A 26,441-nucleotide genomic window follows, 5' to 3' on the forward strand; every position below is an offset into this window, starting at 1 on the left:
TCTTGGAAGTTCTCGTTCAACTCATCCAGGTCCTCGGACCCTTGATGGGTGGCGGTGGCGGAGGCGGAGGCACAGGCTCCCTAGGCAGCCTGTTCGGCTCCTGAGTTCTCATGAGAAGGCTCGCCGACTCCAATTCGGCGGGCCTTCTTCGTGCCCGAATTCTGGCCCCGGTTCGTGATAGGACTGTGGGCGTGAGCATGGCATACGGCTTCAGCGAGTACGGCGGCCCCGAGACACAGCAGTTCTTCGACGTCCCCGTTCCCTCCCCCGGTCCCGGACAGCTGCTGGTCGCCGTCCATGCGGCCGGCGTGAATCCCGCCGATTGGAAGGTGCGGGCGGGAACGCGCAAGGACACCGTCCCCGTCACTCTTCCCGCCGTTCTCGGCCGGGAGGTCGCCGGTGTGGTCGCCGAGACCGGTCCCCGGGTGACCGGCTTCGCGGTCGGCGATCCCGTGTTCGGCGCGACCGCCACCGGGTTCGGCGGATACACCGAGTACACGCTGGTCAACACGGCCTCGGCAGCACACAAGCCCGACTCGGTCTCGTTCACCGACGCGGCCACGCTTCCCGTCGCAGCGGGAACCGCGTACGACGCGCTGGCCACCCTGGACCTGGCGCCCGGCAGTCGGTTGCTCGTCGTCGGCGCGGGCGGTGGCGTGGGGGTGGCGGCGCTGCAGTTGGCCGCGGCGCGGGACGTCAGCGTGATCGGAGTCGCGAGCGAGAGCAAGCGGGAGGTCGTCGAATCGCTCGGCGCCAGCTGGGTGGCGTCCGGAGAGAGACTGGCCGCACGCGTGCCCGGCCCGGTGGACGCCATCTTCGACCTCGTCGGCGGTGACGCGCTCGCCGAGGCGGCGCGGGTGGTCGCGGATCCGGCGGCGATCATCAGCACCGGCGACCCGCTCGCCGCGCGGGACCTCGGCGGCTCGGGAGTGGAACGGCGCCGAACGTCCGCGGTGTTCGCGGAGCTGGCCGCGCTGGTGGCCGACGGAACCCTCGACCCGCGGGTCGCGCACCGATTCCCGTTCGCACACGCCGGTGACGCTCTCGCGATGGTGGAGTCCGGTCACACGAGCGGCAAGGTCGTGATCGAGTTCGGTTAGCAGGTCTGGATTTCACCCGTTCCGAGGTAGATGCTGGAGAGACGTAACTGCCGGACACTCGGGAGTCGGTCATGAGCATCCTGATCCAGGTTCTCGAACAGGGGTACGCGCTCACCACTCCGTGGGAGCAACGGAAGTACGCCTTCGTCGATGCCACGCACATCGTCACGATTCGACTGGACGGGCAGTCGGGCGTGTGGCTCGACGGGATGAAACACGGTGAAGCACACAGGCTTGCGGTCACCCCCACCCCCAGCGAAGCGATCTTCTTCCTCCTCCGCACCCTCGATCTGCTCGCGGAATGCCGGCAGAGCGGCGGTTCCTGGGTGATCGGCCACGACGGCATGCACCTGTCGTCGATCGCCGCGGTACGCCTCCCCTTCACTTGACCTGTCGGGGGCCCGGTGCATACTCCGGGCGGTAGGGGGAAAGTCGTCGAGCGCCGGGGGGACGCATGAGACTTCTGTGGGCGGCCGCGTGGATGGCCACGATCCTGTCGGTCTCCGGTTGCGGGGTGTCGCTTCTCGACCTGGGCGACGAGCCCGCGCCGGGCAGTCCGCCCCGCGCGCACATCGAGGAGTTGCTCGGCCGGGTCGCGACGGTCGTATCCCGTCCGCACCCCGGCGGATACCAGCGCGGGTGTTCGGGCAAGGAGTTGTGCGTCTTCGGCCCGGCCTGGACCGACGACCAGGACGCCGCCGGCGGCCACGACGGGTGCGACACCCGCAACAACGTTCTCGCGATCGACCTCCGCTCGGTGGCGTTCCGCGACGGCACCCGCGACTGTGTGGTGCTGAGCGGGGTCCTGGCCGATCCGTACTCCGGCGACGTGCTTCCGTTCGACCGAGCCGACGCGAAAGCCGTTCAGATCGACCACGTCTACCCGCTGGCGGCGGCGTGGGACATGGGCGCGTCGACGTGGTCGCCCGAGCGTCGGCTCCGGTTCGCCAACGACGTCATGTTCAATCTGCTGGCCGTCAATGGAGCGGACAATCAGGACAAGGGCGACCAGACCCCGCAGGATTGGCTACCGCCGAACCCGGCGTACCACTGCTTCTACGCGGGCAAGTACCTCTCCGTGGCGGTGGAGTACGGGCTTCCCGTGACGCTGGCGGACCGCGACGCGCTCGCCGAGGTGGCGCAGCGGTGCCCGTGAGCGCCTCAACTCACCGTGAAGGAACGCGTGTGCCAGCCGGTGGCGCCACCCGGGATCGGCGGGGTCCGCTCCTCCACCTGAACGTTGCCGTCCAGATCGGTGGCACGCACCTGGAGGGTGTGCAGCCCGGACGTGGCCTGCCACTCCCAGGTCCACTGCCGCCAGGTGTCGATGGTGTACTGCGGGGCGAGAGTCGCGGTCTGCCACTCGCCGTTGTCGACCCGCACCTCCACTTTCTCGATGCCGCGGTGCTGCGCCCAAGCGGTTCCGGCGACGAGCACCCGCCCGGGCGCGGTGGGCGCGAACGAGGCGGGCACGTCGATCCGGGACGCGGTCTTGATCGGACCTTCCGCGGACCAGCCGCGCTTCGTCCAGTAGGCCTCCGCCTTGTCGAATCGCGTGAGTTCCCAATCCACCACCCATTTGGTGGCCGACACGTAGCCGTAGAGACCGGGGACCACCTGCCGCACCGGGTAACCGTGTTCGAACGGCAACGGCTGGCCGTTCATCGCCACCGCGAGGATCGCGTCGCGTCCGTCCCGCAGGGCCTCGACCGGGGTGCCCACCGTGAAGTCGTCGCTACTCGTGGACAACAGCATGTCGGCGTCGGGGTGCACACCTGCGTCGTCGAGGATGTCCTTGATCGAGTAGCCGATCCACGTGGCATTGCCCGCGAGATTTCCGCCGACCTCGTTGGACACGCACGTCAACGTGACCACCCGTTCCACGGGCGTCCTCGAGACCAGGTCGTCCCACGTCAGCGTGAGCTCGCGGTCGACCATGCCGTGGATGCGCAGTTGCCAGTCGTCCGTCGTCAACCGCGGGACCCGCAGTGCGGTGTCGATCCGGTAGAACTCCTCGTTCGACGTGACGAACGGGGTGGCGCCCGGCACGTCGATGTCGGTGCCCGGAGCGATCGGGGCGGCCCGGTCCGTCACCTCGGGAACGGCGAAGGCACGGCGGTTGTCCACGGCGCCCGCGACCTGCTGCCCGAGGTACCGGCCGGCGGCTCCCGCGGCCGCGGCAGTCGCTGCGGCGGCCGCGGCCAACAGAAGAAATGTCCGGCGCGGCAACCACGAATCCTCGACGTCGGAGTCCTCGGGCGCCCGCGCGGCGGTCGTCAGCACCCGCAGAACCGCGATGCCGGCAACGACCCCCACCACGGTAGGCAGCGCAAACATCCACGTGGCGCTGGGGCGCTGGGTCGAGGCATAGATTCCCACCAGCCCGAGAACCGCCAGGATCGCGCTGCCGAACGGGGCCCGAGGGCGCTCGACGATGCCCGCGGTCGCGGCGAGGAGCACGATGAGGATCGTCATGCCGACGAAGAGTGCGGGTTTGTCGTTGGTGCCGAACGTGTCGATCGCGAACTCCCGAGCCCAGGCGGGACTGCGGTCCACCGTCGTCGACCCGACCGCATAGAACGGTGACGAGTTCGGGTCGATCAGCGCCGACAGCAGTTCGCCCACCCCGAGCACCATGCCGGCGGCGATCACTCCGGCGAGCGCGCGGGAGACCAGGTGCCGCCGCCTCCGGGGCGTCCGCGCCGCCTCGTGCCGGTCACCGATCGTCGTTGTCATCGCAGCCCTGCTCCTTTGCCGTCGTCACCGTGTATTCGGAGCTGAGAACGCGCACGGATGGGAGCCCACTACTAGTATTTACCGGATGAACCAGCTCGACAAAGACACTCTTCTCTGCATCTCGCTCTCCGGCCGGCCGAGCAACATCGGCACCCGGTTTCACAATTATCTGTACGGCGAGCTGGGCCTCAATTTCGTCTACAAAGCGTTCACCACCAACGACCTCCAGGCCGCGGTCGGCGGCATCCGCGCACTGGGCATTCGCGGCGCCGGCGTCTCCATGCCGTTCAAGGAGCAGATCATCGAGTACGTCGATGTGATGCACGAATCGGCGTCGGTCATCGAGTCCGTCAACACGGTGGTCAACGAGGACGGGGTGTTGCACGCCTACAACACCGACTATCAGGCGATCGCGAACCTGTTGCGCGACAACGCGTTGCCCCACTCGCTGTCCGTGGCGGTGGCCGGCAGCGGCGGAATGGCCAAAGCTGTGGTCGCCGCCGTGCGCGACTACGGCTTCACGGACGTGACCGTGGTCGCCCGCAACGAGACGACGGGCGGCGCCGTCGCGAAGCAGTACGGATTCGAGTGGCGACCCGAACTCGGCGCGGCACGGCCAGGGCTCCTGATCAATGCCACCCCCGTCGGCATGGCGGGCGGTCCCGAAGCCGACGATCTGGCGTTCGAACTCGACGCGATCGACGCGGCGGAGGCCGTGTTCGACGTGGTCGCCATGCCTGCCGCGACACCGCTGATCCGGGCCGCCGCCGAACGCCACAAGACCGTCATCACCGGCGCCGAGGTGATCGCGCTGCAGGCGGCGGAGCAGTTCGTCCTCTACACCGGTGTGCGTCCGTCCCCCGAAGAAATCCGCAGGGCATCCGAGTATTCACGGTCGTGAGGTGAGCACCGCCGAGACACCTGCGACGGTGTCCTCGGCGCTCCTCATCGCCCGCCGGCCTGCACGCCGGTCAATCGCGACAGCGCCGCCCGACCAGGGCCCCGCGATTCAGCGCACCCTTTTATGAACTGTTGTTCCACAACAGCTTTCATTCTTCATGATTCCAGCACACCACGGATCGCACTCGCGCCCGAATCTGGATCAATTCAATTTTGGGTCTTGACATGAATTGTGACCCCTGTCACGCTTCTCTATACGGAATCATTATTTCGCATTGTGGAAGAAGGGTCGCATGGATCTCGATGCAGGACTCCAACGATTCAACGAGGCTTCACAGTCCGAGGCAACGGAACTGGTGCGGATCTGCCTGGATATTCCCCGGTGGGCAGACGAACTCGTGTCCGCCCGGCCGTACCCCGATCGCGCCTCACTTCTCACCGCGGCCAGAACGGGCGCCGGCCCACTCTCCGCGGACGAGATCGAACAAGCCCTCGCGCACCATCCCCGAATCGGTGAACCCCCGGGAGGCGACGACGCCGAGGCGCACCTGGCACGCGCGGAGCAGTCGAACGTCGATTCGTCCGACGCGGCAGCGCACAAACGGCTCACCGACGGCAACCGTGCCTACGAGGACAAGTTCGGACGGGTCTTCCTCGTCCGCGCCGCCGGCCGCAGCACGTCCGACATCCTCACCGCACTCGACCGCCGGCTGCTCAACGACGAGGCCAGCGAATTAGCCGTTGTCGCAGAGGAACTACGCGACATCGCCGCACGTCGACTCGCCGGAATGCTGAACGCATGAACGACGTCAGCCAGGTCACCACCCACGTGCTGGATGCGGCCGAAGGCATACCCGCGCGGGAGGTGCCGGTCACGCTGACGGTCCAGCGGCAGTCCGACTGGATCACCGTGGCCGACGCCGTCACCGACGACGACGGACGCGTCACAACCCTGGGCCCCGCCCGACTCGAGCCGGGCATCTACCGGATCGTCTTCGACACCGGACGCTACTTCGCCGCGAAGGGTCGTCCGGCGTTCTACCCCGACGTCACCATCACGTTCACCCTGACCGACAGCGAACAGCACTACCACGTACCTGTCCTTCTCAGTCCGTTCGCATACTCGACCTACCGAGGGAGCTAATCATGAGCAAGATCGTGCTCGGCCAGAACCAGTACGGCAAGGCAGAAGTCCGGTTGGTCAAGATCACCCGGGACACGAAGCGACACGAGATCGAAGACGTCACCGTGACTTCGCAATTGCGCGGCGACCTCGACGCGGTGCACACCGAAGGCGACAACGCGCACGTCGTGGCCACGGACACCCAGAAGAACACGGTGTACGCGTTCGCCCGCGACGGCGTCGGCTCGATCGAGACGTTCGCCATGCGACTCGGACGGCACTTCACGTCGGAATTCGAGTGGATCACCGGCGGCCGATGGGAGATCGAGCAGTACTCGTGGGCGCGGATCCCGGTCGACGGCGAAGGCCACGACCATTCCTTCGTCCGATCGAGCGACGAACGGCGAAACACCGTGGTCACCATCGACGGCGACCGGACGTGGATCGTGTCCGGCCTGAGCAACATGGTGGTGCTGAAGTCGACGGGCTCGGAGTTCCGGGGCTACCCGAAGGACAAGTACACCACCCTGCAGGAGACGTCCGACCGGATCCTCGCGACCTCGGTGAGCGCCCGGTGGCGGTACCTCACCACCGACGTCGACTTCGACAAGACCTTCGAGAACGTGCGGGCAGTCATGCTGGAGGCATTCGCCACGACGCATTCGCTCGCGCTGCAGCAGTCCCTGTTCCAGATGGGTTCGGCGGTACTCGAGGCGCATCCCGAGATCGCGGAGATGAAGTTCTCCATGCCGAACAAACACCACTTCCTCGTCGACCTGGAACCGTTCGGACTCGACAACCCCGGCGAGGTGTTCTTCGCGGCCGACCGCCCCTACGGGCTGATCGAGGCGACCGTCGAGCGCGAGGACGCTCCCGACGCCGGCCGCGCCTGGGATTCCGTTCCCGGATTCTGCTAGGAACGCGGCGATGAAGCGGATCGGACACCGGGTTGCCGGAACAACCGGACCCGAGGACGAGCGTTTGCCGCTCGGAAAGTCGTACGTCTACGGGTTGCAGCACATCCTGACGATGTACGGCGGCGTGATCGCGCCTCCCCTGATCGTCGGCGGCGCCGCCGGCTTGACCGGCGTCGAAATCGGACTGCTCGTGTCGGCGGCATTGTTCGTCAGCGGTGCGGCCACACTGCTGCAGACCCTCGGCGTTCCCTACTTCGGGGCAAAACTTCCCCTGGTGCAGGGCATTTCCTTTGCCTCGGTGTCCACCATGGTGGCGGTGGCCAGCGGTCCGGGCGGACTGCGATCGGTCTTCGGGGCCATCATGGTCGCCGGCGCGATCGGACTGTTGATCAGCCCGTTCTTCTGCAGGATCGTGCGCTACTTCCCGCCCGTCGTCACCGGGTCGATCATCACGGTCATCGGCATCTCCCTCCTGCCGGTCGCGGTGCGCTGGGCGATGGGCGGCAACGCCAAGGCCCCGGACTGGGGGTCGATGTCCAACATCGGGCTCGCCGGGTTCAGCCTGTTCATCGTGTTGCTGGTGAGCAGGCTGGTCCAGGGAACCCTGTCGCGGTTGTCGATCCTGATCGGCATCGTCGTGGGAACCCTGTTCGCCGCGCTGATCGGCAAGGCCGACTTCGGCGCCGTCGGGAAGGGCGCGATCTTCGAACTGCCGCAGGTGTTCTCGTTCGGAACTCCCCTGTTCCAGATCGGTGCGATCATCTCGATGACCGTGGTGATCCTCGTGATCATGACCGAGACGACGGCGGACATCCTCGCGGTCGGCGAGATCGTGGGAACGAAGGTCGATGCTCGCCGGGTAGGCGACGGTCTCCGCGCCGACATGCTCGCCACCACCGTGGCACCGGTGTTCGGCACGTTCCCGGCCAGCGCGTTCGCTCAGAACGTCGGGCTCGTCGCGATCACGGGGATCAAGAGCAGGTACGTCGTCGCGGCCGGAGGTTCGGTCCTGTTCGCTCTCGGACTGTTCCCCATCCTGGGGCGGCTGGTGGCCTCCGTGCCGCTGCCCGTCCTCGGCGGTGCGGGGATCGTCCTCTTCGGTTCCGTGGCCGCGAGCGGAATCCGGACCCTGTCCAAGGTGTCGTACGACGGCAATCTCAACCTGGTGATCGTCGCGGTGGCACTCGGTTTCGGTGTCATACCGATCGCGGTGCCCGAGTTCTACGCGGCCTTCCCGGAATGGGTGCACATCGTCTTCGACTCGGGAATCAGCGCGGCGAGCATCGTCGCGGTGCTCCTGAACATCCTGTTCAACGAGATCAAGGCCGGCAACCGGCCCACTCCCTCGGTGGTCTCGGCGGCGCCGCCCGTCCTCGTCCACCGAGCCGAGGACTCGGAGCACCCGGCAGGCACGGCGCGCACCTCCGCCGTGCGCAAGGAGTGAAGACCCGCACCACGCCACCCCGCGCAACTCGGTGGTCGAGCGGTGCAGTCGCGACATTATCGGTCCGTGACTGCACCGCCTTCCCGACGAAGATCGAGCAGGCGCATCACCCGCGTCGCACTCACCCCGTGAACGAGGACGGAGAGGACGACGGTGAAGGCGACCGTCGACCACAACCATTTCTCGTCGTCCACGCCGGCTTCCGCAGCGGCGTACGCGAGATAGTAGATCGACCCGATTCCGCGAACCCCGAAGAACGCGGTGACCCGGCGCTCGGGGCCGGACATCTCCTCGCAGCCCAGCAGCGAAACCCATCCGACCAGCGGCCGGATGACGAACACGAGGGCTGCCGCGACGAGAACCCCACCCCACGTCAGTCCGGTCAGCAGACCGGAGGTGAGTGCCACCCCCAGCAGGAGCAGGACGGCGAGGGTGAGCACGTGTTCGAGTTGCTCGATCAGGCTGTGCATCTCGGCGTGGTAGTCGTGGGCCCGCTCCGTCCGGCGGATGGCGACCGCGCAGGCGAAGACGGCAAGGAAGCCGTATCCCCCGGCGAGTTCGGTGAGTCCGTAGACGGCGAACGTGGCGGCGAGCGCGAAGATGGGTTCGCTGCGTTCGGCGAGGCGCATGTGTGTGATCGGGAAGCGGAAGACCGCGCGGCCGAACAGATCACCGGCAATCCATCCCAAGGCCGCGCCGATGACCACCTTGCCGATCAGCTCCCAGGCCACCCACTGCACGATCCACTGCTCGATCGGCCCCTTGCCGATCATGAACAGCGCCAGATACACGAACGGGAAGGCGAGAGCGTCGTTGAGCCCGGCCTCCGAGGTGAGCGCGAACCGTACCTCGTCGTCCTCCCGATGGGACTCGCCGCCCGACGTGGGACCTTCCACCTGTACGTCGGACGCCAGCACCGGGTCGGTGGGTGCGAGGACGGCCCCGAGCAGGATCGCGACGGCGGGGGTCAGTGCCGCCACCCACCAGCCGAGCAACGCGACCGCGGCGATACCGAACGGCATCGCGATCAGCAGCAGACGCCACGTCGAATTCCACGTCCGCCAGCCCAGAGGCCGGTCGATCGCCAGTCCCACACCCATCAGGGCGACGATGACGCACGTTTCACTCAGGTGTTCCGTCACGGCCGGATGCAGCGCCGGCGACAGGGTGTCGGTGCCCGACTCGCCGAGAAACAGGCCGCCCCCCGCCCCGACCGCCAGGACGATCAGCGGCGCCGAGACGGCACGGTCCTGGAACAGGCGCGGAACGGTGGCGGCGAGCAGAAGTGCCAGCCCTGCGGTCAGGAAGGCGAGATCGGTGTTCAGTGCGATTCACCCACCTCGCCACGCAGCAGGGTCGCCATCCGTGCGTCGAACGCCACGAACAGAACCCGGGGAATTCCCGCGTCCGACTCACGGACGGCACCGACCGCCTGCCGGACGGCGTCGTCCGCCGGCCAGCCGTACACCCCGGACGAGATCAGCGGGAACGCAACGGACTGCGCGCCGAGATCCGAGGCCACCGCCAGGCTGCTGGTGTAGGCGCTGCGCAGGGTGGCCGACCGATCGTCCGAAGCGGAATACACGGGGCCGACCGTATGGATCACCCATCGAGCCGGCAACCGGCCCGCCGTCGTCGCGACCGCCTGTCCCGCCGGGAGCCCGTCCGGCAGCGTGGTGGCCCGCAATTGTCTGCATTCGGCGAGGATCTCCGGACCACCGGCCCGGTGGATGGCGCCGTCAACGCCCCCACCCCCGAGCAGTCCGGAGTTGGCGGCGTTGACGATCGCATCGACCTCGACCGTCGTGATGTCACCCTGAACTACCTCGATGGTGGTCATCACCCCATTATCGTCGCGAGGTCACCGCGACCCGCACGATCAGCCCGGCGACCAGCGCCCAGAACGCGGACCCGATGCCGAGGATGCTCACGCCGGACGCGGCGATCAGGAAGGTGACGACGGCGCCTTCCCGTTCGCGGACGTCGTCGAGGGAGGAGGCCAGTGCCCCGCCGAGAGTCCCGAGGAGCGCGAGCCCGGCCACCGCCTCCACGACGCCCTCGGGGGCTGCGGCGATGAGGGTGGCCACGGCAGCCGAGCACGCCGCGAGGACCAGGTAAGCCCAGCCTGCCGTGAAGGCCGCGACCCACCGCCTCCTGGGGTCGGGATGCGCGGACGGCGCGGCGGCGAGGGCGGCGCTGATGGCGGCGAGGTTGATGGCGTGTCCACCCGCGGGCGCGCCCACCAGGGTCCCGACACCGGTCACGAGCATGGCCGGCCGCCACGGCACCCGATAGCCGAAGGAATTCATCACGGCGGTTCCGGGGATGTTCTGGGACGCCATCGTCACGATGTACAGCGGGATCGCGATCCCGATCATCGCCTGCCACGTCCACGCCGGCGCGGTGACATCGAGTCTCGGCAGGAGCGCGCTGGTGTCCAGTCCGTCGCTGCCGGAGGCGAGACCGACCGCGATCACCACTGCGGCGGCCGCGAACGCGGCCGGCACCGCCCACCGGGGCGAGTACCGCTGCAGAACCAGCCACACGAGTACGACGGGCGCGACGGCCAGCGGAGCGTCACGCAGCGCCAGCACCGGCGCCAGGCACAGCGGCAGCAGCACCCCTGCGAGCATCGCCTGCGCCAACGCCGGGGGGATGGCCGCAATGAGCCGTCCCAGCCGCGGCCACAGCCCCGTGAGGATCACCGCCGCCCCCACGACGACGAATGCCCCGACCGCGGCGGGCCAGCCCCCGCTGACCGTCCCCGCACCGGCGAGGAGAGCGGCGCCCGGCGTCGACCACGCCAGCGTGATCGGCATGCGATAGTGCCGCGACATCCACAGCATGCCCAGCGCCTGAGTGACACACAGCGCCAGCAGTCCCGACGCGGCCTGGGCGGAATTCGCGCCCACCGCGGTCAATCCGGTGAGTACGACCGCGAACGAACTGGTGAAGCCCACCAGGGCGGTGACGATTCCGGCGCTGATCGGCTGGGCGGCGGAATCGGGTGTACGCACATCACTGTCGGGCACAGACATAGGACGCGATTCTGCCCGACGCGTGGTCCGGGTGATCCGTGGCATTAGGGTCGGCACGGTGAAACACGACGACGCCCCCGCCCTGCCGACCGCCGCCGACTTCCCCGCCCTGTGGCCGGTGCCGACCCGCTGGGAGGACAACGACCACTACGGGCACGTCAACAACGTCACGTACTACTCGTACTTCGACACGGCCGTCAACGGCTGGCTGATCGCGACGACGGGCACCGACATCCGTGATCTGCCCGCCATCGGCGTGGTCGCCGAGACGTCCTGCAAGTACGTCAGCGAATTGACGTTCCCGGACCGTCTGCAGGTGGGGTTGTCGGTCGAGAAGCTGGGCACCCGGAGCATCGTGTATGCGCTCGCGATCTTCCGCGAGAACGACGACACGCTCGAACTCGCGGCTCTCGGCCGGTTCGTTCACGTGTACGTGGACGCGAAGACCCGGAAGCCGGTGCCGATCCCGGCCGAAATCCGGAGCGCTGCAACCCTTCTGGTGGAGCCGGACGCCGTCTGAACATCCGGCGCCACCAGGGGGTTCAGCGCAGGCCCTCGGCCTCCGCCGTTGCCACCGCCCGGGCGACGATGCCGTCGATCAGCGCGACCGTGGGCGCACCGGTCTCGGCCTTGTTGCGGGGGTCGTCGATCACCCGGCGCAGGACGCCTTCGGCGATGATCGCCAGCTTCCACAACGCCAGAACGTGCCAGTACCCCACATGCGTGACATCGCGTTTCGTGTGGTGGACGTAGGCCTCCACGAGTTCGGCCCGGGTGGGGAACCCCTCGAGCGTGGAGGCGGGGAACGGTCCCGCGTCCTCGTCGCCCGCCTCGGGCCAGTAGGCCAGCAACGCGCCGACGTCGGCGAGGGGGTCGCCCAGCGTGCACAGTTCCCAGTCGACCACCGCGACCACCTCACCCTCCTCGGGCGAGGTGATGACGTTGCTCAGGTGAAAATCACCGTGCACCAACGACAGTTCGGCCTGCTCCGGCATGTTGCGCTCGAGGATGCCCGCCAGGTCCTCGATCGCCGGTACGTCGCGGGTACGGGACTTCTCCCACTGATCCGTCCACCGCTTCAACTGCCTTGCCGCGTAAGGCTTGTGACTGGCCAGGTCCTCCAGCCCGGCGTCCCCGAGATCGACCGCATGGATCTTCGCGAGAGCCTTCGGCATCGCCAGACCGACGGCATTCCTCTGTTCGGGTGTCAGCTTCTTCGCCACGCCGATGCTGTCGATCACCACCCCCGCGACGTAACTCATCAGCACGAGCGGCGCGTCCGTGACCTCCGGATCATCGGTGAGCCCGAGGATCTTCGGCACCGGAACGTCGGATCCCTGCAGCGAGGACAGAATCCGATGTTCGCGGACCACGTCGTGCGCCGACGCGAGCAGATGTCCGAGCGGTGGCCGCCGCAGCACCCACCGTCCACCACCCGCGTCGCTGACCGCGTACGTGAGATTCGACTGACCGTTCCCGATCCTCTCGAAGCTCAGCGGCGCGATCGCTCCCACACCGAGTCCGGCAATCCACGCAGAAACGGCATCTTCGTTCAGCCCCACAGCATTCACGCGCTCGATGCTAACCGCTCCGAAGCCCGATGCGGAGGGAACCGGTCCGCACCGCAGGTCGCGGCCCTAGGGTGGCAACAGTGAGGCCGATTCGGCCGGAACTGGAGGGACCGACGTGGAAGTTTTCCTCATCGTGTGCGGCGTGCTCCTCGCCGTGAGTGCCGTCGCCGTGAGCATTCCCAAGCTGAGACTGAAGGGAACCGCGTGGACGGGGCTGCAATCCCGGGGCCTGAGCAGGCAACAGGTCCGGCTGATCGGCGTGGCGGAACTCGCCGGCGGTGTCGGCGTTCTCGTCGGCCTCTACTGGACTCCACTGGGAGTGATCGCGACGGTGGCGCTGCTGATTCTCCTCTTGTGCGCAATCGCCTTCCATGTCCGGCACGGCGACTACGGCAATCCCGACACCAGGGCCGTCGCGATGCCCGCGGTCTACCTCGCGTTGCTGGCCGTCCTCGCCTCGATCGGGTTCGTGTTCGCGGGGTGATCCGGGGTTCTCCGGCAATTGCAGCAACAACCTGGTGTCGGTTGTGTCCGAATTGGTCATTAGACGCAGCATGACACCCGTGCAACCCCCAAAACTGGGCATTCTGCTCGAAGCCGGCGGTGCCACTTGCGCACTTCGCGTTCTCGTGGATGCTGTGAAGTAGGACACACACCTGCCCTACCGCAGTACCCGTCTCCAACGAACCCACAAGGTTCACGGACTCGACAACGCGAGGTGACCCCGATGGTCGACAAGATTGCCTATCCGGTCCAGCTCATCCAGCCGGACGGCCGACGGGTCTTCAGACCCGACTACACGAGCCTGGTCCGCGACATCGGACCCGACCAACTGCGCGGCCTCTACGAGGACCTCGTGGTCGCGCGTCGGATGGATGTCGAAGCGGTCGCGCTGCAACGCCAGGGCGAACTCGGACTCTGGGCTCCGATGCTCGGGCAGGAAGCCGCACAGGTCGGCTCCGCCCGCGCCCTCCGTCCCGACGACTACGCGTTCATCAGCTACCGCGAACACGCCGTCGCCTACTGCCGGGGTGTGGACCCGGGGGTGATGACCCGCATGTGGCGCGGATGCGCCCATTGCGCGTGGGATCCGAGTTCCGTGAACGTGACGAATCCCGCGATCGTCGTCGGCTCCCAGGGATTGCACGCCACCGGATACGCCATGGGCGCCCATCTGGACGGTGCGGAGATCGCGACGATCGCCTACTTCGGCGACGGCGCCACCAGTCAGGGCGACCTCGCCGAGGCCCTCGGCTTCTCGATGAGCTTCAACGCGCCGGTCGTATTCTTCTGCCAGAACAACCAGTTCGCGATCAGCGAACCGGTCCGCCTGCAGAGTCCCGTCCCCATCGCCCAGCGTGCCGCCGGGTACGGCATGCCCGCCCTCCGGGTGGACGGCAACGACGTTCTCGCGGTCCTCGCGGTCACCCGTCAGGCCACCCAACGGGCCCGCGAAGGCAGTGGGCCGACATTCATCGAGGCCATCACGTACCGGATGGGCCCCCACACCACGTCGGACGATCCCACCCGGTATCGGGCGGCAGCGGAGACCGAGATCTGGAAAGCCCGCGACCCGATCGACCGGATGAGGCGCCTCCTCGACCGGGAGGGCCTGCTCGACGACACGTTCCTCGCCGGAGTGCAGGCCACCGCCGACGACGTCGCGGCGCGACTGCGGTCCGGGACCATCGGTGCGCCCGATCCCGAGCCGCTCGACCTGTTCGAGCACGTGTATTCCACCGACCACCCACTCATCGACGAGGAACGCGAACAGTACGCCGCGTACCTCGCGGGCTTCGCAGGCATCGAGGAGGCACTGTCATGACCACCACCACGCTGTCGCTCGGCGCCGCACTCAACGCAGGCCTCCGGCGCGCTCTCGAACACGACCGCAAGGTCGTGATCATGGGTGAGGACGTCGGACGCCTCGGCGGGGTCTTCCGCGTCACCGACACCCTGCAGAAGGATTTCGGCGACAACCGGGTCATCGACACCCCGCTCGCCGAATCCGGAATCATCGGCGCCGCCTTCGGCATGGCCCTGCGCGGTTACCGGCCCGTCTGCGAGATCCAGTTCGACGGGTTCGTCTATCCCGCGTTCGACCAGATCGTGTCGCAGGTGGCCAAGATTCACTACCGCACCCAAGGCAGGGTCACCGCGCCCCTCACGATCCGGATCCCGTACGGCGGCGGCATCGGTGCGGTCGAGCACCATTCGGAGTCGCCGGAGGCGTACTTCGCGCACACCGCCGGACTGCGCGTCGTCACACCCAGCAACCCGGCGGACGCGTTCCACATGATCCAGCAGTCCGTCGCGGCGGACGACCCGGTGGTGTTCTTCGAACCGAAGCGGCGGTACTGGGACAAGGCCGAGTTCGACGTGGACGCCGAACCGGACCTACCGCTGCATCGCGCCCGGGTGGCCCGGGAGGGCACGGACGCCACCGTCGTCGCGTACGGCTCCGTGGTGCCGACCGCACTGTCGGCCGCGGCCATCGCCGCCGACGAGGGGCACTCCCTCGAGGTGATCGACCTGCGCTCCCTGTCGCCGATCGACTTCGACACCATCGAGGAGTCGGTTCGCAAGACCGGAAGGCTCGTCGTCGCACACGAGGCGTCGACGTTCCTCGGCCTCGGTGCGGAGATCGCCGCCCGCATCTCCGAGCGGTGCTTCTACCAGCTGGACGCGCCCGTCCTGAGGGTCGGCGGATTCGACGTCCCGTATCCCCCGGCGAAGCTGGAACTGCACCACCTGCCGGACGCCGACCGCCTGCTCGACGCGGTCGATCGCAGCCTCGCGGCCTGATCGCACTCATCGGAGGAGAGGAGCCGTCCGTTGGCGCAGGAATTCCGCCTACCCGATCTCGGTGAGGGGCTGACGGAGGCCGAGCTGGTCTCCTGGGCCGTCGAGGTGGGCCAGACGATCGAACTCAATCAGGTGATCGGAGAAGTCGAGACAGCGAAGGCGCTCGTCGAGTTGCCTTCGCCGTACGCGGGTGTCGTGGAGGAATTGCTGGTTCCGGCGGGCGCGACGGTGCCGGTCGGCACGCCGATCATCCGGATCGCGACGGATGCGGCCACCGAGGAACCACCCGCGCGCACGCCCGTTCTGGTGGGGTACGGGCCCGAGGCCGCCGCCGAGAGCAAACGCGCTCGGCGGAAGCTGGTGACCGCTCCGGAGACCGGCACGTCCGGCCCGGACCGTCGGCGCCCCGACGCGTCGCCTGCAGCCCGGGCGGCTGCACGGGAACTCGGGGTGGACCTCGCCGTCATCGCGGGGACGGGGCCGTCCGGTGCCGTCACCCGGAACGACGTGGAATCCCATGCGGGTTCGGCCGGGCAGGCCCTGCCGTCGGCATCCGGCCCGGCGCCGTCGGAGCGCGAGACCCGCACCCCGATCCGCAGCGTCCGGAAGCAGACTGCGGCGGCGATGGTCCGCAGCGCGTTCACCGCCCCGCACGTCACCGAATTCGTGACCGTCGACGTCACCCGGTCGGTCGAACTGCTCGAACGCCTGCGGGAGAACCCCGCCTTCGAGGGACTGTCGGTGACACCGCTGAGCCTGGTGGCGAAGGCGATGATCGTCGCGCTGCGCGAGAACCCGAGCCTCAACGCCTCGTGGGACGAGGAGAACCAGGAGATCGTCACCAAGCACTACGTCAATCTCGGCATCGCCGCCGCCACGCCCCGGGGCCTGGTCGTCCCCAACATCAAGGAGGCGCAGTCGCTGAGCCTGCTCGAACTGTGCCGCGCGATCACCGAGCTGACCGCGACTGCGCGCAGCGGCAGAGCCGAGCCCGCGCAGCTGACCAACGGCACGGTGTCGATCACCAACGTCGGGGTGTTCGGTGTCGACGCGGGCACACCCATCCTCAACCCCGGCGAATCGGCCATCCTGTGCCTGGGCAGCGTCACCAGGAGACCGTGGGTCCACGAGGACGAACTCGCGGTGCGGTGGGTCACCACCCTGAGCGTGTCGTTCGATCACCGGGTGGTCGACGGCGAGCAGGGGTCGAGGTTCCTGTCGTCCGTCGCGGCGATGCTGCACGATCCCGCCTCACTGCTCGCGCACCTCTGATCCTCGGTACGTTTGGTCGGTGAGCACTTCCCGAGCGTCCGCGGTCGACACGCGGACACGAGTGGCCGAGCCGCTCCGCCGGGCCCGTGCGGGAACGTTCGGGATCTTCGGGATCAACGGGTTCCTCCTCGGCATGTGGGTCGTGCACATTCCGGCGATCGAGGACCGGACCGGCATCAGCCACTCCACACTGGGTTCGCTGCTGCTCCTGCTGGCGGTCGGCGCGATCGGCGGCATGCAGGTCAGCGGTCCGCTGGCCGACCGATTCGGCAGCAGGCGGATGGTGATCATCGCCGGACTCGTGTTGTCGGCCGCCACCGTGGGTCCGGGGCTGGCCTCCGCGGCCTGGCAGCTCGGTCTCGCCCTGCTCGTGTTCGGCTTCGCGAACGGCGCACTGGACGTGTCGATGAACTCGCAGGCCGTCGAAGTCGAGCAGCGGTACGGACGGCCGATAATGTCGGCGTTCCACGCCCTGTTCTCTGTGGGCGGGGTGGCGGGATCACTGCTCGGAGCGGCGACGCTCGCCGCCGGATGGGCACCGCTGACCGCGCTACTGACCGCAGCCGTCGTCGGGGTCGTCGCCGTCGCCGCGGGCTCGCGGTGGCTGATGGCGGACCGTCCCCGCTCTCGGCACGAGATCGCTCCCGCCGAGAAGGCACAGGGCAGGCTGTCCACGCGGGTCCTCGCACTCGGTGGCATCGCCTTCATGCTCATGCTGTCGGAGGGTGTCGCGAACGACTGGAGCACCCTGCAGGTCAAGGAACACCTCGGAACGTCGGATTCCGTCGCCGCCCTCGCGTTCGGAGCGTTCTCGGTGATGATGACGGTGGGCCGGTTCACCGCGGACCGAGTGAGCGGCGCGCTCGGTCCCGTCGCCGTCGTCCGCTACGGCACCCTGATCGCCGCCCTCGGAATGCTGCTCGTCGTCGTCTCGGGGCTTCTCCCGCTCACCGTCCTGGGCTGGGCGCTGTTCGGCCTCGGGTTGTCGGGCTGTGTCCCGCAGATCTTCACCGCCGCGGGCAACCTCGGCGCCGGTTCCGCGGGCACCAACATGTCCCGGGTGGTCGGGCTGGGATACGTGGGATTCCTCGCCGGCCCGGCCACCATCGGCTGGATCACCCAGGTGGTTCCGCTCACCGTCGCGATGGTGGTGCCCCTGGTCTGCGTGCTGGTGGCCGCCACGTTCGCGGGGGCCGTCCGGCGCACCTGACACTCGGCACCCGACCGATATCGGGACACACGCTCGCCGCACGAACAGGACCGTTCACCGACCTCACAGCGGCCTCTCATCGATCGTTCAGCGTCGGTTGGCACACTGTGTGTCGTGACCGAATCGACTAGCAGGCTGCGTCGCAGTGTTCGTCGCCTCGCCTTCGCCGCGGCGGGTGTGGTGGCACTGTGCGCGCTGTACCTCATCCGCCCACAATCGTCGGGTCTCGTCCTCCCGGAGGCACTCCGACCCGTCGCCGATCCCGTGATCCAGGCGATCGACGTCACCACGGTGCTCGCAGCGACCGTGGTCCTCGCCATCGTCGCGGCGATGCGAAAACTTTCGTACGGCATGGGTGCGGTACTGCTGCTGTGTATCGGCGCGAATCTCACCAGCGCCGCTGTCCGGGCGTGGGAATCGGATGCACCGTCGGTGCTCCTGCCGAGCGGGCACGTCGTCGCCGTCACCGCGCTGTACGGTTCGGCTCTGCTGGTGTCGGCGCCGCGGTTCCGGCCCGTCATCGCGGGCCTCGGTTTCGCCGTCGTCCTCGGTGTCGCAGGGGCCGCTGCGCTGGTCGAGCCAATCGGCATCTTCGGCCTCGCGGCCAGCGTCGTCATCTTGGCGATCTGGTGGGCGCTGGCGTCCACCCTGATGCTGTACTCCCCCGTCGCCGCCGAGCGTGAAGAGCGCAGGCCCGACACCGCGGCCATCGCCTTCTCCCGGCACCGCGGCAGTCTGCGCCTCTGAGGCGCTTCGCGCCCGTGCGTGGTTGACGAGTCTCTGGACTCGTCAACCACGCACGGGCGGCGGAGCCGCCTACAGGGCCTTGAGTTCCTCGGTGACCTCGGCGACCGACTTCTTCGCGTCCCCGAACAGCATGGAGGTGGTGTCGGCGAAGAACAGCGGGTTGTCGATGCCGGCGAAGCCGGAGTTCATCGACCGCTTGAGCACGATCACCGACTTCGACTGATCCACGTTCAGGATCGGCATCCCGTGAATCGGCGACGACGGATCGTTGCGGGCGGCGGGGTTGGTGACATCGTTCGCACCGATCACCAGGGTGACGTCGGTGCGGGCGAACTCGTCGTTGATGTCGTCCATTTCCTTCATCGCGTCGTACTCGACGTCGGCCTCGGCCAGCAGCACGTTCATGTGCCCGGGCATCCGGCCGGCGACCGGGTGGATGGCGTACTTGACCTCCACCCCCTTCGACTCGAGCAGCTTGGCCATGTCCTTGACCGCGTGCTGGGCCTGCGCGACGGCCAACCCGTACCCGGGGACCACGATCACCTGGTTGGCGTACGCCATCTGGATCGCCGCGTCCGCCGCCGAGGTGGACTTCGCCGTCTTGGCGGTGCCGTCCCCGACCGCCGCCGCGACGCCGCCGCCACCGAACCCGCCGGCCACGATCGCCGGGATGGACCGGTTCATCGCCTTCGCCATCAGGTTGGTCAGGATCGAACCCGACGCACCGACAATCATGCCGGCCACGATCATCGCCTGATTGTTCAAAGCCAGACCGGCGGCCGCCGCGGACAGACCGGTCAGCGCGTTGAGCAGGGAGATCACCACGGGCATGTCGGCGCCGCCGATCGGCAGCACCACCATCAACCCGAGCACCGCCGCCAGCACCAGCACCCCCACGATCCACCACTGGCTGGTGGGTCCGGTCGGGTCGATCGCCTTGATCCCGATGATCACCGCGAGCGCGACGGCCCCGATCAGCAGCACCGCATTCAGGGGCTGCTGCAACCGGCCGATGCCGATCGGCCGGCCGGGCAGGGTTTCCTGCAGCTTCAAGAACGCGATCACCGAACCCCAGAACGAGATCGACCCGATGATCGCCGCGAACAGCGACGCGATGACGATGTGCACCGTCGGCGACTCACCGTGCGCGAAGGCGGTGAACCCGTCCGAGTCGAGGAATTCGGCGTACGCGATCAGGGCGACGGTGCCGCCGCCGACCCCGTTGAACAGGGCCACCAGCTGCGGCATCGCGGTCATCTTCGTCCGCAACGCCGGCGGCACCCCCAACACCACACCGATCACCAGACCGGCGACGATCAGCACCCAGTTGGAGGTGTCCCGGATCGCGATCAAAGTGGCGACCACCGCGACACCCATCCCGACCGCGGCGATCTGGTTGCCGCGGACCGCGGTCTTCGGGCCGGTCAGGCCCATCAGACCGTAGATGAACATCGCGAACGCCACGATGTACAAAACGTTGACCAAATACTCCATTACTTGTCCCCACCCTTCTCAGCAGCAACAGCGGCGGGGGCGGCGGGCTTGGACTTGAACATCGCCAGCATCCGGTCGGTGACCACGAAACCACCGACCACGTTGATCGTTCCGAACACCAGGGCCACGAACAGGATCACCTGCAGACCCCACGGCGGGTCGTCGACCTTGCCGAGCACCACCAGCGCGCCGAGCACGACGATGCCGTGGATGGCGTTCGTGCCCGACATCAGCGGGGTGTGCAACGTGTTCGGGACCTTGGAGATCACCGCGAACCCCACGAACCCGGACAACACCAGGATCGCGATGTTCGCCAACAATTCGGTATACATCTAGGACACACCCTCCTCACGGGTGACGCAGGACGCGGCGAGGACCTCGTCCGAGAAATCGGGGGCCAGCGCCCCGTCGACGAGCATCAGCTCGAGCAGCGCGGAGATGTTCTTCGAGTACAGCTCCGAGGCGTGCTCGGGCATGCTCGCGGGCAGGTTCAGCGGCGAGCAGATCGTCACCCCGTGCTTGACCACGGTCTGACCGGGCTCGGTGAGCTCACAGTTACCGCCGGTCTCCCCGGCCAGGTCGACCACCACCGATCCCGGCTTCATACCCTCCACCGCGGCCGCGGTCACCAACCGCGGTGCCGGACGGCCCGGCACCAGGGCGGTGGTGATGACCACGTCGAAGCCCTTGATCGCATCCTCGAGCGCCTGCTGCTGCTGCGCGCGTTCGGCCTCGGTCAGTTCGCGGGCGTAGCCGCCCTCACCGGCGGCGTCGATCCCCAGATCGAGCCACTGGGCACCGACCGAGCGGACCTGGTCGGCGACCTCCGGGCGCACGTCGTAGCCGGTGGCCCGGCCGCCGAGACGCTTCGCCGTGGCCAGGGCCTGCAGGCCGGCGACACCGACCCCGAGCACCAGCACCGTCGCCGGCTTGACGGTGCCCGCGGCGGTGGTGAGCATCGGGAAGAACCGGGTCGACTCCGACGCCGCGAGCAGCACCGACTTGTACCCGGACACGTTCGCCTGCGACGACAACGCGTCCATCACCTGGGCGCGGGAGATCCGCGGGATCGCCTCGACCGCGAACGCCGCCACCCCGGCCGCCTTCAGCGCGGCGACCTGATTGTCCTGATTGCGGGGGGCGAGGAACCCGATCAGGGTCTGCCCGGCATGCAACCGGCCCACTTCCTCGTCCGACGGCGGCGCGACCTTGACGATCACGTCCGCCGACCACGGGTCGGCGATCTTCGCCCCCGCCTCGGTGTACAACTCGTCCGGGATCAGCGCGCCCAACCCGGCACCCGACTCGACCACCACGTCGACGCCCTTGGCGATCAACGACGCCACGATCTTCGGCACCAACGCCACCCGACGCTCACCGTCGTTCGACTCCCGAACGACGCCGACCGTCGGGCGCGCAGTGGACGCGCTCTGCGATGTATCCATGTATCGACTTCCTGCGGTAGATGGTGTGTGTGCCGCGACGAGCGGCGATCAACCGATGATGAGCGGAAATATTTCCCCCGACTCGACTGAGTTAGCTGATAGTAGCCAGAGAACGCGTGACGTAGGGAACAGAGAAGTCCGTGGGTAGGCGTCTGAATCGAGTCCGAACAGTCGTTCTCACAGATGTTTCTGCTCGTTTGTGAACCCGGTCACAGGGTGTTTGGTCGTAGTCTGACGGTAGACAGCCGCAAGGAAGCGGAGGTTCGGCCATGAGCACACCGAAGGAACGGAGCGCGGAGGACGTCACCGCGGATCCGCCGGTCGTCGTCGAGCGGGTCTACGACCATCCGACCGAGGGCGACGGGCTGCGCCTGTTCGTGGACCGGCTCTGGCCGCGGGGGCTCCGCAAGGACGCGTTCCATTTCGACGACTGGGCCAAGGACCTCGCTCCGTCGACGGAGTTGCGTCACTGGTACTCGCACGACGTCGCCGCGTTCAGCGAGTTCCGCGAGCGGTACGTTCACGAGCTCGATTCGCCGACCGGCCGCAAGGCGGTCGCGCGGGTGCAGGAACTCGCGCAGGGGCGGCCGATCGTTCTCCTCACCGCGACGAAGGATGTCAGTCACAGTCACGCCGAGGTGCTTGCCGAGTACATGCTGGATCGGTTGTGACCACCCACCGCGACGACGCCGCGCCCCTCACCGGACCGGGCGACGACCTCGGCGGCGACCCCGTGTGCTGGCTCGACCGCGTGTGCCCCGACTGCGGGTCGTTCCTCACCGACCGCACCGCGGGCACCTGCCCGCGCTGCGGGGCGGCGCGGGACAGGTGACGTGCGGGAATTCAGCCGGCGTTCAGGTACCGGGCACGGAGTTTGTGCTTGACGAGTTTGCCCGTGGGTGTGCGCGGCAGGTCGTCGGAGAAGTCGATGCTGCGCGGCGCCTTGAAGTGACTGACCCGGTCGCGCACGTAGTCGAGTAGTTCGCGGGCGACGGCATCGGACGGCTCCACGCCGTCGACGAGTTGCACGACCGCTTTGACCTGTTCACCCATCTCCTCGTCGGGCACGCCGATCACCGCGACGTCGAACACCTTGGGATGCATGGTGAGAACGTTCTCCGACTCCTGCGGGTAGATGTTCACCCCACCCGAGATGATCATGAACGCGGCGCGGTCGGTGAGGTAGAGGAAGCGGTCGGCGTCGATGTATCCGATGTCGCCGCTCGTGGTCCACGTCGGATGGTCGGGGTGCGTCGCGGATTCGGTCTTGGCCGGGTCGTTGTGATATTCGAACGGCCGTTCCTCCCTCTCCCAGTAGACGGTTCCGATGTCACCGGTGGGTACGTCCACACCCTCGTCGTCGCAGATGTGCACGATGCCCATGACCCCGTCGTGACCGACCGATCCCGGCTTCGCGAGCGCCTGGGCGCTGTCGATGAACGTGGCACCGGCGCCCTCCGTGGACGCGTAGTACTCGTGGATCACCGGGCCCCACCATTCGATCATCGAACGCTTCACGTCGGGCGGGCACGGCGCCGCCGCGTGGATGGCCACCTTCAGACTCGACACGTCGAACTTGTCGCGAACGTCCTTCGGCAGCTTGAGCATCCGGACGAACATCGTCGGAACCCACTGGCTGTGGGTCACCCGGTACTCCTCGATGAGCCGCAGCGATTCCTCGGCGTCGAAGCGGTCCATCAGGACGATCGTGCCGCCGACGGAGGTGATGGTGCCGCAGAAGCGCAGCGGCGCTGCGTGATACAGGGGTGCGGGGCACAGATAGACGGTGTCGGAATCGAATCCGTACATCGGGGCGAACACGGCGGTGTACGGATCCATCGTGGTGTCCACCTCGCCCTCGGGGAGCGAGGGTTTGATCCCCTTGGGTCTGCCGGTGGTGCCCGACGAGTACAGCATGTCCTGCCCGCGGGGCTGCGAATCGAGCGGTTCGGCGGTCTGCGCCGCCACGGCGTCCTCGTAGCTGTCGAATCCGTCGAGTTCGCCGCCGTACACGAGACGGTGGCGGACGTGGGGAAGCTGATTCGGGTCGCGCGGCACGGCGCCGCCGGCGTCGGCGGACACGATCAGCACCTCGGCCCCGCAGTCGTCCACGACGTAGCCGGCTTCCTCCGGGGTGAGGTGCCAGTTCACCACGGTGATGTACAGCCCGGATCGCAGGGCCGCCCAGTACACCTCGAGGACCCGGAGGTCGTTGCTCGACACGAGCGCCAGATGGTCGCCGACGGTCAGGCCGAGCGAGCGCAGGTGCCGTGCGAGGCGGGTGGACCGCTCGTCCAGCTCCCGGTAGGTCAGCTGCTCCCCCGCCGCGGGACGAATGACAGCGGGCTTGTCCGGGGTGGTCGCCACGAAGTTTCCAGGGAACATCCGCACTCCTTTTGTTAATGGAGATTCTCACCATCGGTCTACCACACCGAACCCGGGACGGGGAGGCCTTCGACGCCGTCACCGGCGCATTCGTCCGCCCGCGGCGAAAACGCTCGGACGCCCCGGCAGGAGGTCCTAGAGTTGAGGCAAAAGGAGGCGTCCGACCCGTGAATGCCCTGCAGAAGGAACCGATCCTCGACGCACTGTTCGAGGAATGGGACGTACTCGACGAGGTGCTGTCCTCGTTGTCCGGCGACACATGGTTCACACCCACCGCGCTGCCCGGGTGGACCGTCCACGACGTGACCGCGCATCTCATCGGCACCGAGTCACTCCTTGCCGGAATCTCCGCACCACACACCAGCATCGACGTCCGCGGCCTCGCACACGTGCGCAACGAGATCGGTGCATTCAACGAGGAGTGGGTCGAGGGACTGCGCGGGTGCTCCGGCCCCGAGATGCTCGAACGTTTCCGGGCGATCGTCGCCCGGAGGCGGTCGGAGCTGAGCGAGATGACCGACGAGGCATTCGAGGCCGAGACCACCACGCCGGTCGGTCCGGCGCCCTATCTCCGGTTCATGCGCATCCGCGTGTTCGACTGCTGGATGCACGAGCTCGACCTGCGCGACGCACTCGCATTGCCCGGCGACGAGGGCGGCCTGCGTGGGGAGACGGCGTTCGAGGAGATCGCGGGCGCTGTCGCGTTCCTCGTCGGCAAGCGCGGCAAGGCCCCGGACGGGTCCAGGATCACCCTGGCGCTGACGGGACCGCTCGCGCGGAACATTCACATCGCCGTCGACGGCAGGGCCGCGGTGGTCGACGAACTGCCGTCCGAGGCCACCACGACCGTGACTCTCGACTCCCGGCTGTTCACCCGGTTGGCGGGCGGCCGGACGACGGCGGCGGATCACCGCGACGAGATCTCGCTGAGCGGGGACGCCGCCGTGGGCAAGAGGATCGTCGACAACCTCGCGTTCACGATCTGACCGCGGTGCGCCTGTTCCTGTCCTCGTATCGGTTCGGTGCGGATCCCGCGCGGCTGCTGTCACTCGTCGGCAGGCCTGGGCGCGTCGGGGTGATCGCCGCGGCCGCGGACGCGTGGCCGCGGACGGCGCGGACATCCGCGGTCGTGAGTGACGTGATGCCGCTGACGCGGCTGGGCTTCACCCCGGAGGAGGTGGATCTGCGCGACTACATCGGCAGCGACGGGCACGCGCGGTCCGCCGCGCTGAAGGAGCGGCTGGACGGCTTCGGCATGCTGTGGGTGCGCGGCGGGAACACGTTCGTGTTGCGCGCGCAGATGGCCCGGAGTGGGGCGGACCGGGTGATCCCGGAACTACTGCGGAGCGATTCGCTGGTGTACGCCGGTTACAGCGCGGGCGCGTGTGTGATGACTCCGACGCTGCACGGTCTCGACTCCTCCGATGACCCGGCGGAGGTGGTCGCAACCTGCGGCATGGAGCCGCTCTGGGACGGCCTGGGCGTGGTGGGCTTCGCGATCGTGCCGCATCACCCGCCTGCGGAGCTTCCAGGGGCCGAAGACGCCGTGCCCTTGGAGGACGCGGCCGCCGTTCGGCGCACTGTCAACGCTTTGAGGCTCGCCGGCGTCGAGTACCGCACCTTGACGGACGATCAGGCGATCGTCGTGAACGGGGATCGAACCGAACTCGTGTGACGACGGCGAGCCCTGCGGCGGGAAGGCCTTCAGCCGAAGACGGCGACCGGCACGGACGGAGCGAACGGGGCGACGCGATCGAGTGCGGCCCAGGTGACCTCGCAGCGCTTGGCGGTGACTTCGTCCGCGTCGGCGAGGAGCGTGTTCAGGAGGGTCTTCGGGTCCAGGCGCCATTCCTGCACCATGGACCGAACTTCCTCGTTGGTGAACAACCCCGAACCGGCCAGTGCGAAGATCCATTCGTCGAACTCGCCACGGTGGATCTGTTCGATGGAATCGTAGTCGATGCCACCGTCGAGGAACTCGTACGAGAACATCGCGGAGATGTAGCTGCTGGGATCTCGGTGGAGTGCATTCATCGGTGCGGGTCCTTCCAGGGTCGGTGCGGCAAAACCCGGCCCCAACCGTGTTCTAGCTCACTTTTCGTGAGAATCTCCGTTTGGGTGTAACGCCTCGCCGGTGTTTGACGATGCAAGACGCTAACCCGTAGAAGTGAGTTTTTGCATTGCCTGGTCGATACGATCCGGTAACGGAGTGACGAATGTGACCTGTGTTACACCCGATTCGTCCGGTTCCATG

At 67.8% G+C, this 26,441-nt stretch carries 29 protein-coding genes; 19 read left to right on the forward strand and 10 right to left on the reverse strand.

Annotation, left to right across the window (positions count from 1 at the left end):
• Positions 1 to 197: 197 nt before the first annotated feature.
• The 3 genes from DTA22_RS05430 (at position 198) to DTA22_RS05440 (ending at position 2,256) form a co-directional block, all read left to right on the forward strand.
• Positions 198 to 1,100, forward strand: a complete 903-nt coding sequence (locus DTA22_RS05430; protein ID WP_112298689.1) for an NADP-dependent oxidoreductase — start codon at positions 198 to 200, stop codon at positions 1,098 to 1,100.
• Between the two features lie 71 nt (positions 1,101 to 1,171).
• Positions 1,172 to 1,489 carry a hypothetical protein gene (locus tag DTA22_RS05435; RefSeq protein ID WP_037240073.1) on the forward strand — a complete coding sequence of 106 codons (318 nt, stop codon included), beginning with the start codon at positions 1,172 to 1,174 and terminating at the stop codon, positions 1,487 to 1,489.
• 65 nt (positions 1,490 to 1,554) lie between these two features.
• Positions 1,555 to 2,256, forward strand: coding sequence for an HNH endonuclease family protein (locus tag DTA22_RS05440; RefSeq protein ID WP_112298690.1), 702 nt, complete (start codon positions 1,555 to 1,557; stop codon positions 2,254 to 2,256).
• A 5-nt stretch (positions 2,257 to 2,261) separates the two neighbouring features.
• Here the strand turns inward: DTA22_RS05440 and DTA22_RS05445 are convergent, their stop codons facing one another.
• On the reverse strand, positions 2,262 to 3,836 hold the full coding sequence (locus DTA22_RS05445; RefSeq protein ID WP_112298691.1) for a molybdopterin-dependent oxidoreductase: 1,575 nt from the start codon (positions 3,834 to 3,836) through the stop codon (positions 2,262 to 2,264).
• An 85-nt stretch (positions 3,837 to 3,921) separates the two neighbouring features.
• Here DTA22_RS05445 and DTA22_RS05450 point away from each other — a divergent pair, with 85 nt between their 5' ends.
• From DTA22_RS05450 to DTA22_RS05470, 5 genes are all read left to right on the forward strand, one after another.
• Positions 3,922 to 4,737, forward strand: a complete 816-nt coding sequence (locus DTA22_RS05450) for a shikimate 5-dehydrogenase (protein WP_112298692.1) — start codon at positions 3,922 to 3,924, stop codon at positions 4,735 to 4,737.
• Between the two features lie 292 nt (positions 4,738 to 5,029).
• Complete coding sequence (gene uraD / locus DTA22_RS05455; RefSeq protein WP_112298693.1) at positions 5,030 to 5,539, forward strand: 2-oxo-4-hydroxy-4-carboxy-5-ureidoimidazoline decarboxylase; 510 nt, start codon at positions 5,030 to 5,032, stop codon at positions 5,537 to 5,539.
• Positions 5,536 to 5,880: a hydroxyisourate hydrolase gene (gene uraH, locus DTA22_RS05460; protein ID WP_112298694.1), complete on the forward strand. Its 345-nt coding sequence runs from the start codon at positions 5,536 to 5,538 to the stop codon at positions 5,878 to 5,880. Before uraD ends, uraH begins: the two co-directional genes overlap by 4 nt.
• A gap of 2 nt (positions 5,881 to 5,882) precedes the next feature.
• Positions 5,883 to 6,776, forward strand: a complete 894-nt coding sequence (pucL, locus tag DTA22_RS05465; protein ID WP_112298695.1) for a factor-independent urate hydroxylase — start codon at positions 5,883 to 5,885, stop codon at positions 6,774 to 6,776.
• Positions 6,777 to 6,786: 10 nt separating this feature from the next.
• The gene (locus DTA22_RS05470; RefSeq protein WP_037240089.1) at positions 6,787 to 8,220 is read left to right on the forward strand and encodes a nucleobase:cation symporter-2 family protein; all 1,434 of its coding nucleotides are present in this window, start codon (positions 6,787 to 6,789) and stop codon (positions 8,218 to 8,220) included.
• Between the two features lie 56 nt (positions 8,221 to 8,276).
• Here DTA22_RS05470 and DTA22_RS05475 read toward each other — a convergent pair whose 3' ends face one another.
• Genes DTA22_RS05475 through DTA22_RS05485 form a run of 3 tightly spaced genes read right to left on the reverse strand, consistent with a single transcriptional unit; the run spans position 8,277 to position 11,258 of the window.
• Positions 8,277 to 9,545: a cation:proton antiporter gene (locus tag DTA22_RS05475; RefSeq protein ID WP_174233757.1), complete on the reverse strand. Its 1,269-nt coding sequence runs from the start codon at positions 9,543 to 9,545 to the stop codon at positions 8,277 to 8,279.
• Complete coding sequence (locus DTA22_RS05480) at positions 9,542 to 10,060, reverse strand: O-acetyl-ADP-ribose deacetylase (protein ID WP_112298696.1); 519 nt, start codon at positions 10,058 to 10,060, stop codon at positions 9,542 to 9,544. The genes DTA22_RS05475 and DTA22_RS05480 overlap by 4 nt, the downstream gene beginning before the upstream one ends.
• A gap of 7 nt (positions 10,061 to 10,067) precedes the next feature.
• Positions 10,068 to 11,258: a benzoate/H(+) symporter BenE family transporter gene (locus tag DTA22_RS05485; protein WP_112298697.1), complete on the reverse strand. Its 1,191-nt coding sequence runs from the start codon at positions 11,256 to 11,258 to the stop codon at positions 10,068 to 10,070.
• A gap of 58 nt (positions 11,259 to 11,316) precedes the next feature.
• Here DTA22_RS05485 and DTA22_RS05490 point away from each other — a divergent pair, with 58 nt between their 5' ends.
• Positions 11,317 to 11,778 carry an acyl-CoA thioesterase gene (locus DTA22_RS05490; protein ID WP_112298887.1) on the forward strand — a complete coding sequence of 154 codons (462 nt, stop codon included), beginning with the start codon at positions 11,317 to 11,319 and terminating at the stop codon, positions 11,776 to 11,778.
• A 22-nt stretch (positions 11,779 to 11,800) separates the two neighbouring features.
• On the opposite strand, the gene DTA22_RS05495 is transcribed toward DTA22_RS05490, so the two are convergent.
• Entirely contained in the window at positions 11,801 to 12,829 is a 1,029-nt protein-coding gene (locus DTA22_RS05495) for a phosphotransferase family protein (protein ID WP_037240101.1), read from the reverse strand.
• 115 nt (positions 12,830 to 12,944) lie between these two features.
• On the opposite strand from DTA22_RS05495, the gene DTA22_RS05500 reads away from it, so the two are divergent.
• The 6 genes from DTA22_RS05500 (at position 12,945) to DTA22_RS05525 (ending at position 18,863) form a co-directional block, all read left to right on the forward strand.
• Positions 12,945 to 13,313, forward strand: coding sequence for a DoxX family protein (locus DTA22_RS05500; protein ID WP_112298698.1), 369 nt, complete (start codon positions 12,945 to 12,947; stop codon positions 13,311 to 13,313).
• Between the two features lie 243 nt (positions 13,314 to 13,556).
• Positions 13,557 to 14,654 carry a pyruvate dehydrogenase (acetyl-transferring) E1 component subunit alpha gene (gene pdhA, locus DTA22_RS05505; RefSeq protein WP_037240127.1) on the forward strand — a complete coding sequence of 366 codons (1,098 nt, stop codon included), beginning with the start codon at positions 13,557 to 13,559 and terminating at the stop codon, positions 14,652 to 14,654.
• Positions 14,651 to 15,634 (forward strand): alpha-ketoacid dehydrogenase subunit beta, encoded by a 984-nt coding sequence (locus DTA22_RS05510; RefSeq protein WP_112298699.1) that lies wholly within the window; start codon positions 14,651 to 14,653, stop codon positions 15,632 to 15,634. Before pdhA ends, DTA22_RS05510 begins: the two co-directional genes overlap by 4 nt.
• Before the next feature lie 30 nt (positions 15,635 to 15,664).
• A complete protein-coding gene (locus DTA22_RS05515) occupies positions 15,665 to 16,906 on the forward strand; it encodes a dihydrolipoamide acetyltransferase family protein (protein ID WP_112298700.1) in 1,242 nt (413 codons plus the stop codon).
• Between the two features lie 61 nt (positions 16,907 to 16,967).
• Entirely contained in the window at positions 16,968 to 18,116 is a 1,149-nt protein-coding gene (locus tag DTA22_RS05520) for an MFS transporter (protein WP_112298701.1), read from the forward strand.
• 114 nt (positions 18,117 to 18,230) lie between these two features.
• Positions 18,231 to 18,863 (forward strand): hypothetical protein, encoded by a 633-nt coding sequence (locus DTA22_RS05525; RefSeq protein ID WP_112298702.1) that lies wholly within the window; start codon positions 18,231 to 18,233, stop codon positions 18,861 to 18,863.
• Between the two features lie 69 nt (positions 18,864 to 18,932).
• On the opposite strand, the gene DTA22_RS05530 is transcribed toward DTA22_RS05525, so the two are convergent.
• Genes DTA22_RS05530 through DTA22_RS05540 form a run of 3 tightly spaced genes read right to left on the reverse strand, consistent with a single transcriptional unit; the run spans position 18,933 to position 21,802 of the window.
• The gene (locus DTA22_RS05530) at positions 18,933 to 20,357 is read right to left on the reverse strand and encodes an NAD(P)(+) transhydrogenase (Re/Si-specific) subunit beta (RefSeq protein ID WP_112298703.1); all 1,425 of its coding nucleotides are present in this window, start codon (positions 20,355 to 20,357) and stop codon (positions 18,933 to 18,935) included.
• Positions 20,357 to 20,689 carry an NAD(P) transhydrogenase subunit alpha part 2 gene (locus tag DTA22_RS05535; protein WP_112298704.1) on the reverse strand — a complete coding sequence of 111 codons (333 nt, stop codon included), beginning with the start codon at positions 20,687 to 20,689 and terminating at the stop codon, positions 20,357 to 20,359. Before DTA22_RS05535 ends, DTA22_RS05530 begins: the two co-directional genes overlap by 1 nt.
• Positions 20,690 to 21,802 (reverse strand): Re/Si-specific NAD(P)(+) transhydrogenase subunit alpha, encoded by a 1,113-nt coding sequence (locus DTA22_RS05540; RefSeq protein ID WP_112298705.1) that lies wholly within the window; start codon positions 21,800 to 21,802, stop codon positions 20,690 to 20,692.
• A gap of 269 nt (positions 21,803 to 22,071) precedes the next feature.
• Here DTA22_RS05540 and DTA22_RS05545 point away from each other — a divergent pair, with 269 nt between their 5' ends.
• Together DTA22_RS05545 and DTA22_RS36205 are read left to right on the forward strand one after the other, a co-directional pair.
• A complete protein-coding gene (locus DTA22_RS05545; RefSeq protein WP_037227035.1) occupies positions 22,072 to 22,473 on the forward strand; it encodes a DUF488 domain-containing protein in 402 nt (133 codons plus the stop codon).
• Positions 22,470 to 22,634, forward strand: a complete 165-nt coding sequence (locus DTA22_RS36205) for a hypothetical protein (protein WP_174233740.1) — start codon at positions 22,470 to 22,472, stop codon at positions 22,632 to 22,634. Before DTA22_RS05545 ends, DTA22_RS36205 begins: the two co-directional genes overlap by 4 nt.
• Positions 22,635 to 22,645: 11 nt before the next feature.
• Here DTA22_RS36205 and DTA22_RS05550 read toward each other — a convergent pair whose 3' ends face one another.
• Positions 22,646 to 24,187, reverse strand: a complete 1,542-nt coding sequence (locus DTA22_RS05550) for an AMP-binding protein (protein WP_112298706.1) — start codon at positions 24,185 to 24,187, stop codon at positions 22,646 to 22,648.
• 167 nt (positions 24,188 to 24,354) lie between these two features.
• Here DTA22_RS05550 and DTA22_RS05555 point away from each other — a divergent pair, with 167 nt between their 5' ends.
• Positions 24,355 to 25,173, forward strand: a complete 819-nt coding sequence (locus DTA22_RS05555) for a maleylpyruvate isomerase family mycothiol-dependent enzyme (RefSeq protein ID WP_112298707.1) — start codon at positions 24,355 to 24,357, stop codon at positions 25,171 to 25,173.
• A gap of 5 nt (positions 25,174 to 25,178) precedes the next feature.
• Positions 25,179 to 25,862: a Type 1 glutamine amidotransferase-like domain-containing protein gene (locus DTA22_RS05560; RefSeq protein WP_112298708.1), complete on the forward strand. Its 684-nt coding sequence runs from the start codon at positions 25,179 to 25,181 to the stop codon at positions 25,860 to 25,862.
• 29 nt (positions 25,863 to 25,891) lie between these two features.
• On the opposite strand, the gene DTA22_RS05565 is transcribed toward DTA22_RS05560, so the two are convergent.
• Positions 25,892 to 26,221 carry a hypothetical protein gene (locus DTA22_RS05565; RefSeq protein WP_112298709.1) on the reverse strand — a complete coding sequence of 110 codons (330 nt, stop codon included), beginning with the start codon at positions 26,219 to 26,221 and terminating at the stop codon, positions 25,892 to 25,894.
• Positions 26,222 to 26,441: the final 220 nt, after the last annotated feature.

The organism is Rhodococcus wratislaviensis (genome assembly GCF_900455735.1).
Taxonomy (GTDB): domain Bacteria; phylum Actinomycetota; class Actinomycetes; order Mycobacteriales; family Mycobacteriaceae; genus Rhodococcus_F; species Rhodococcus_F wratislaviensis.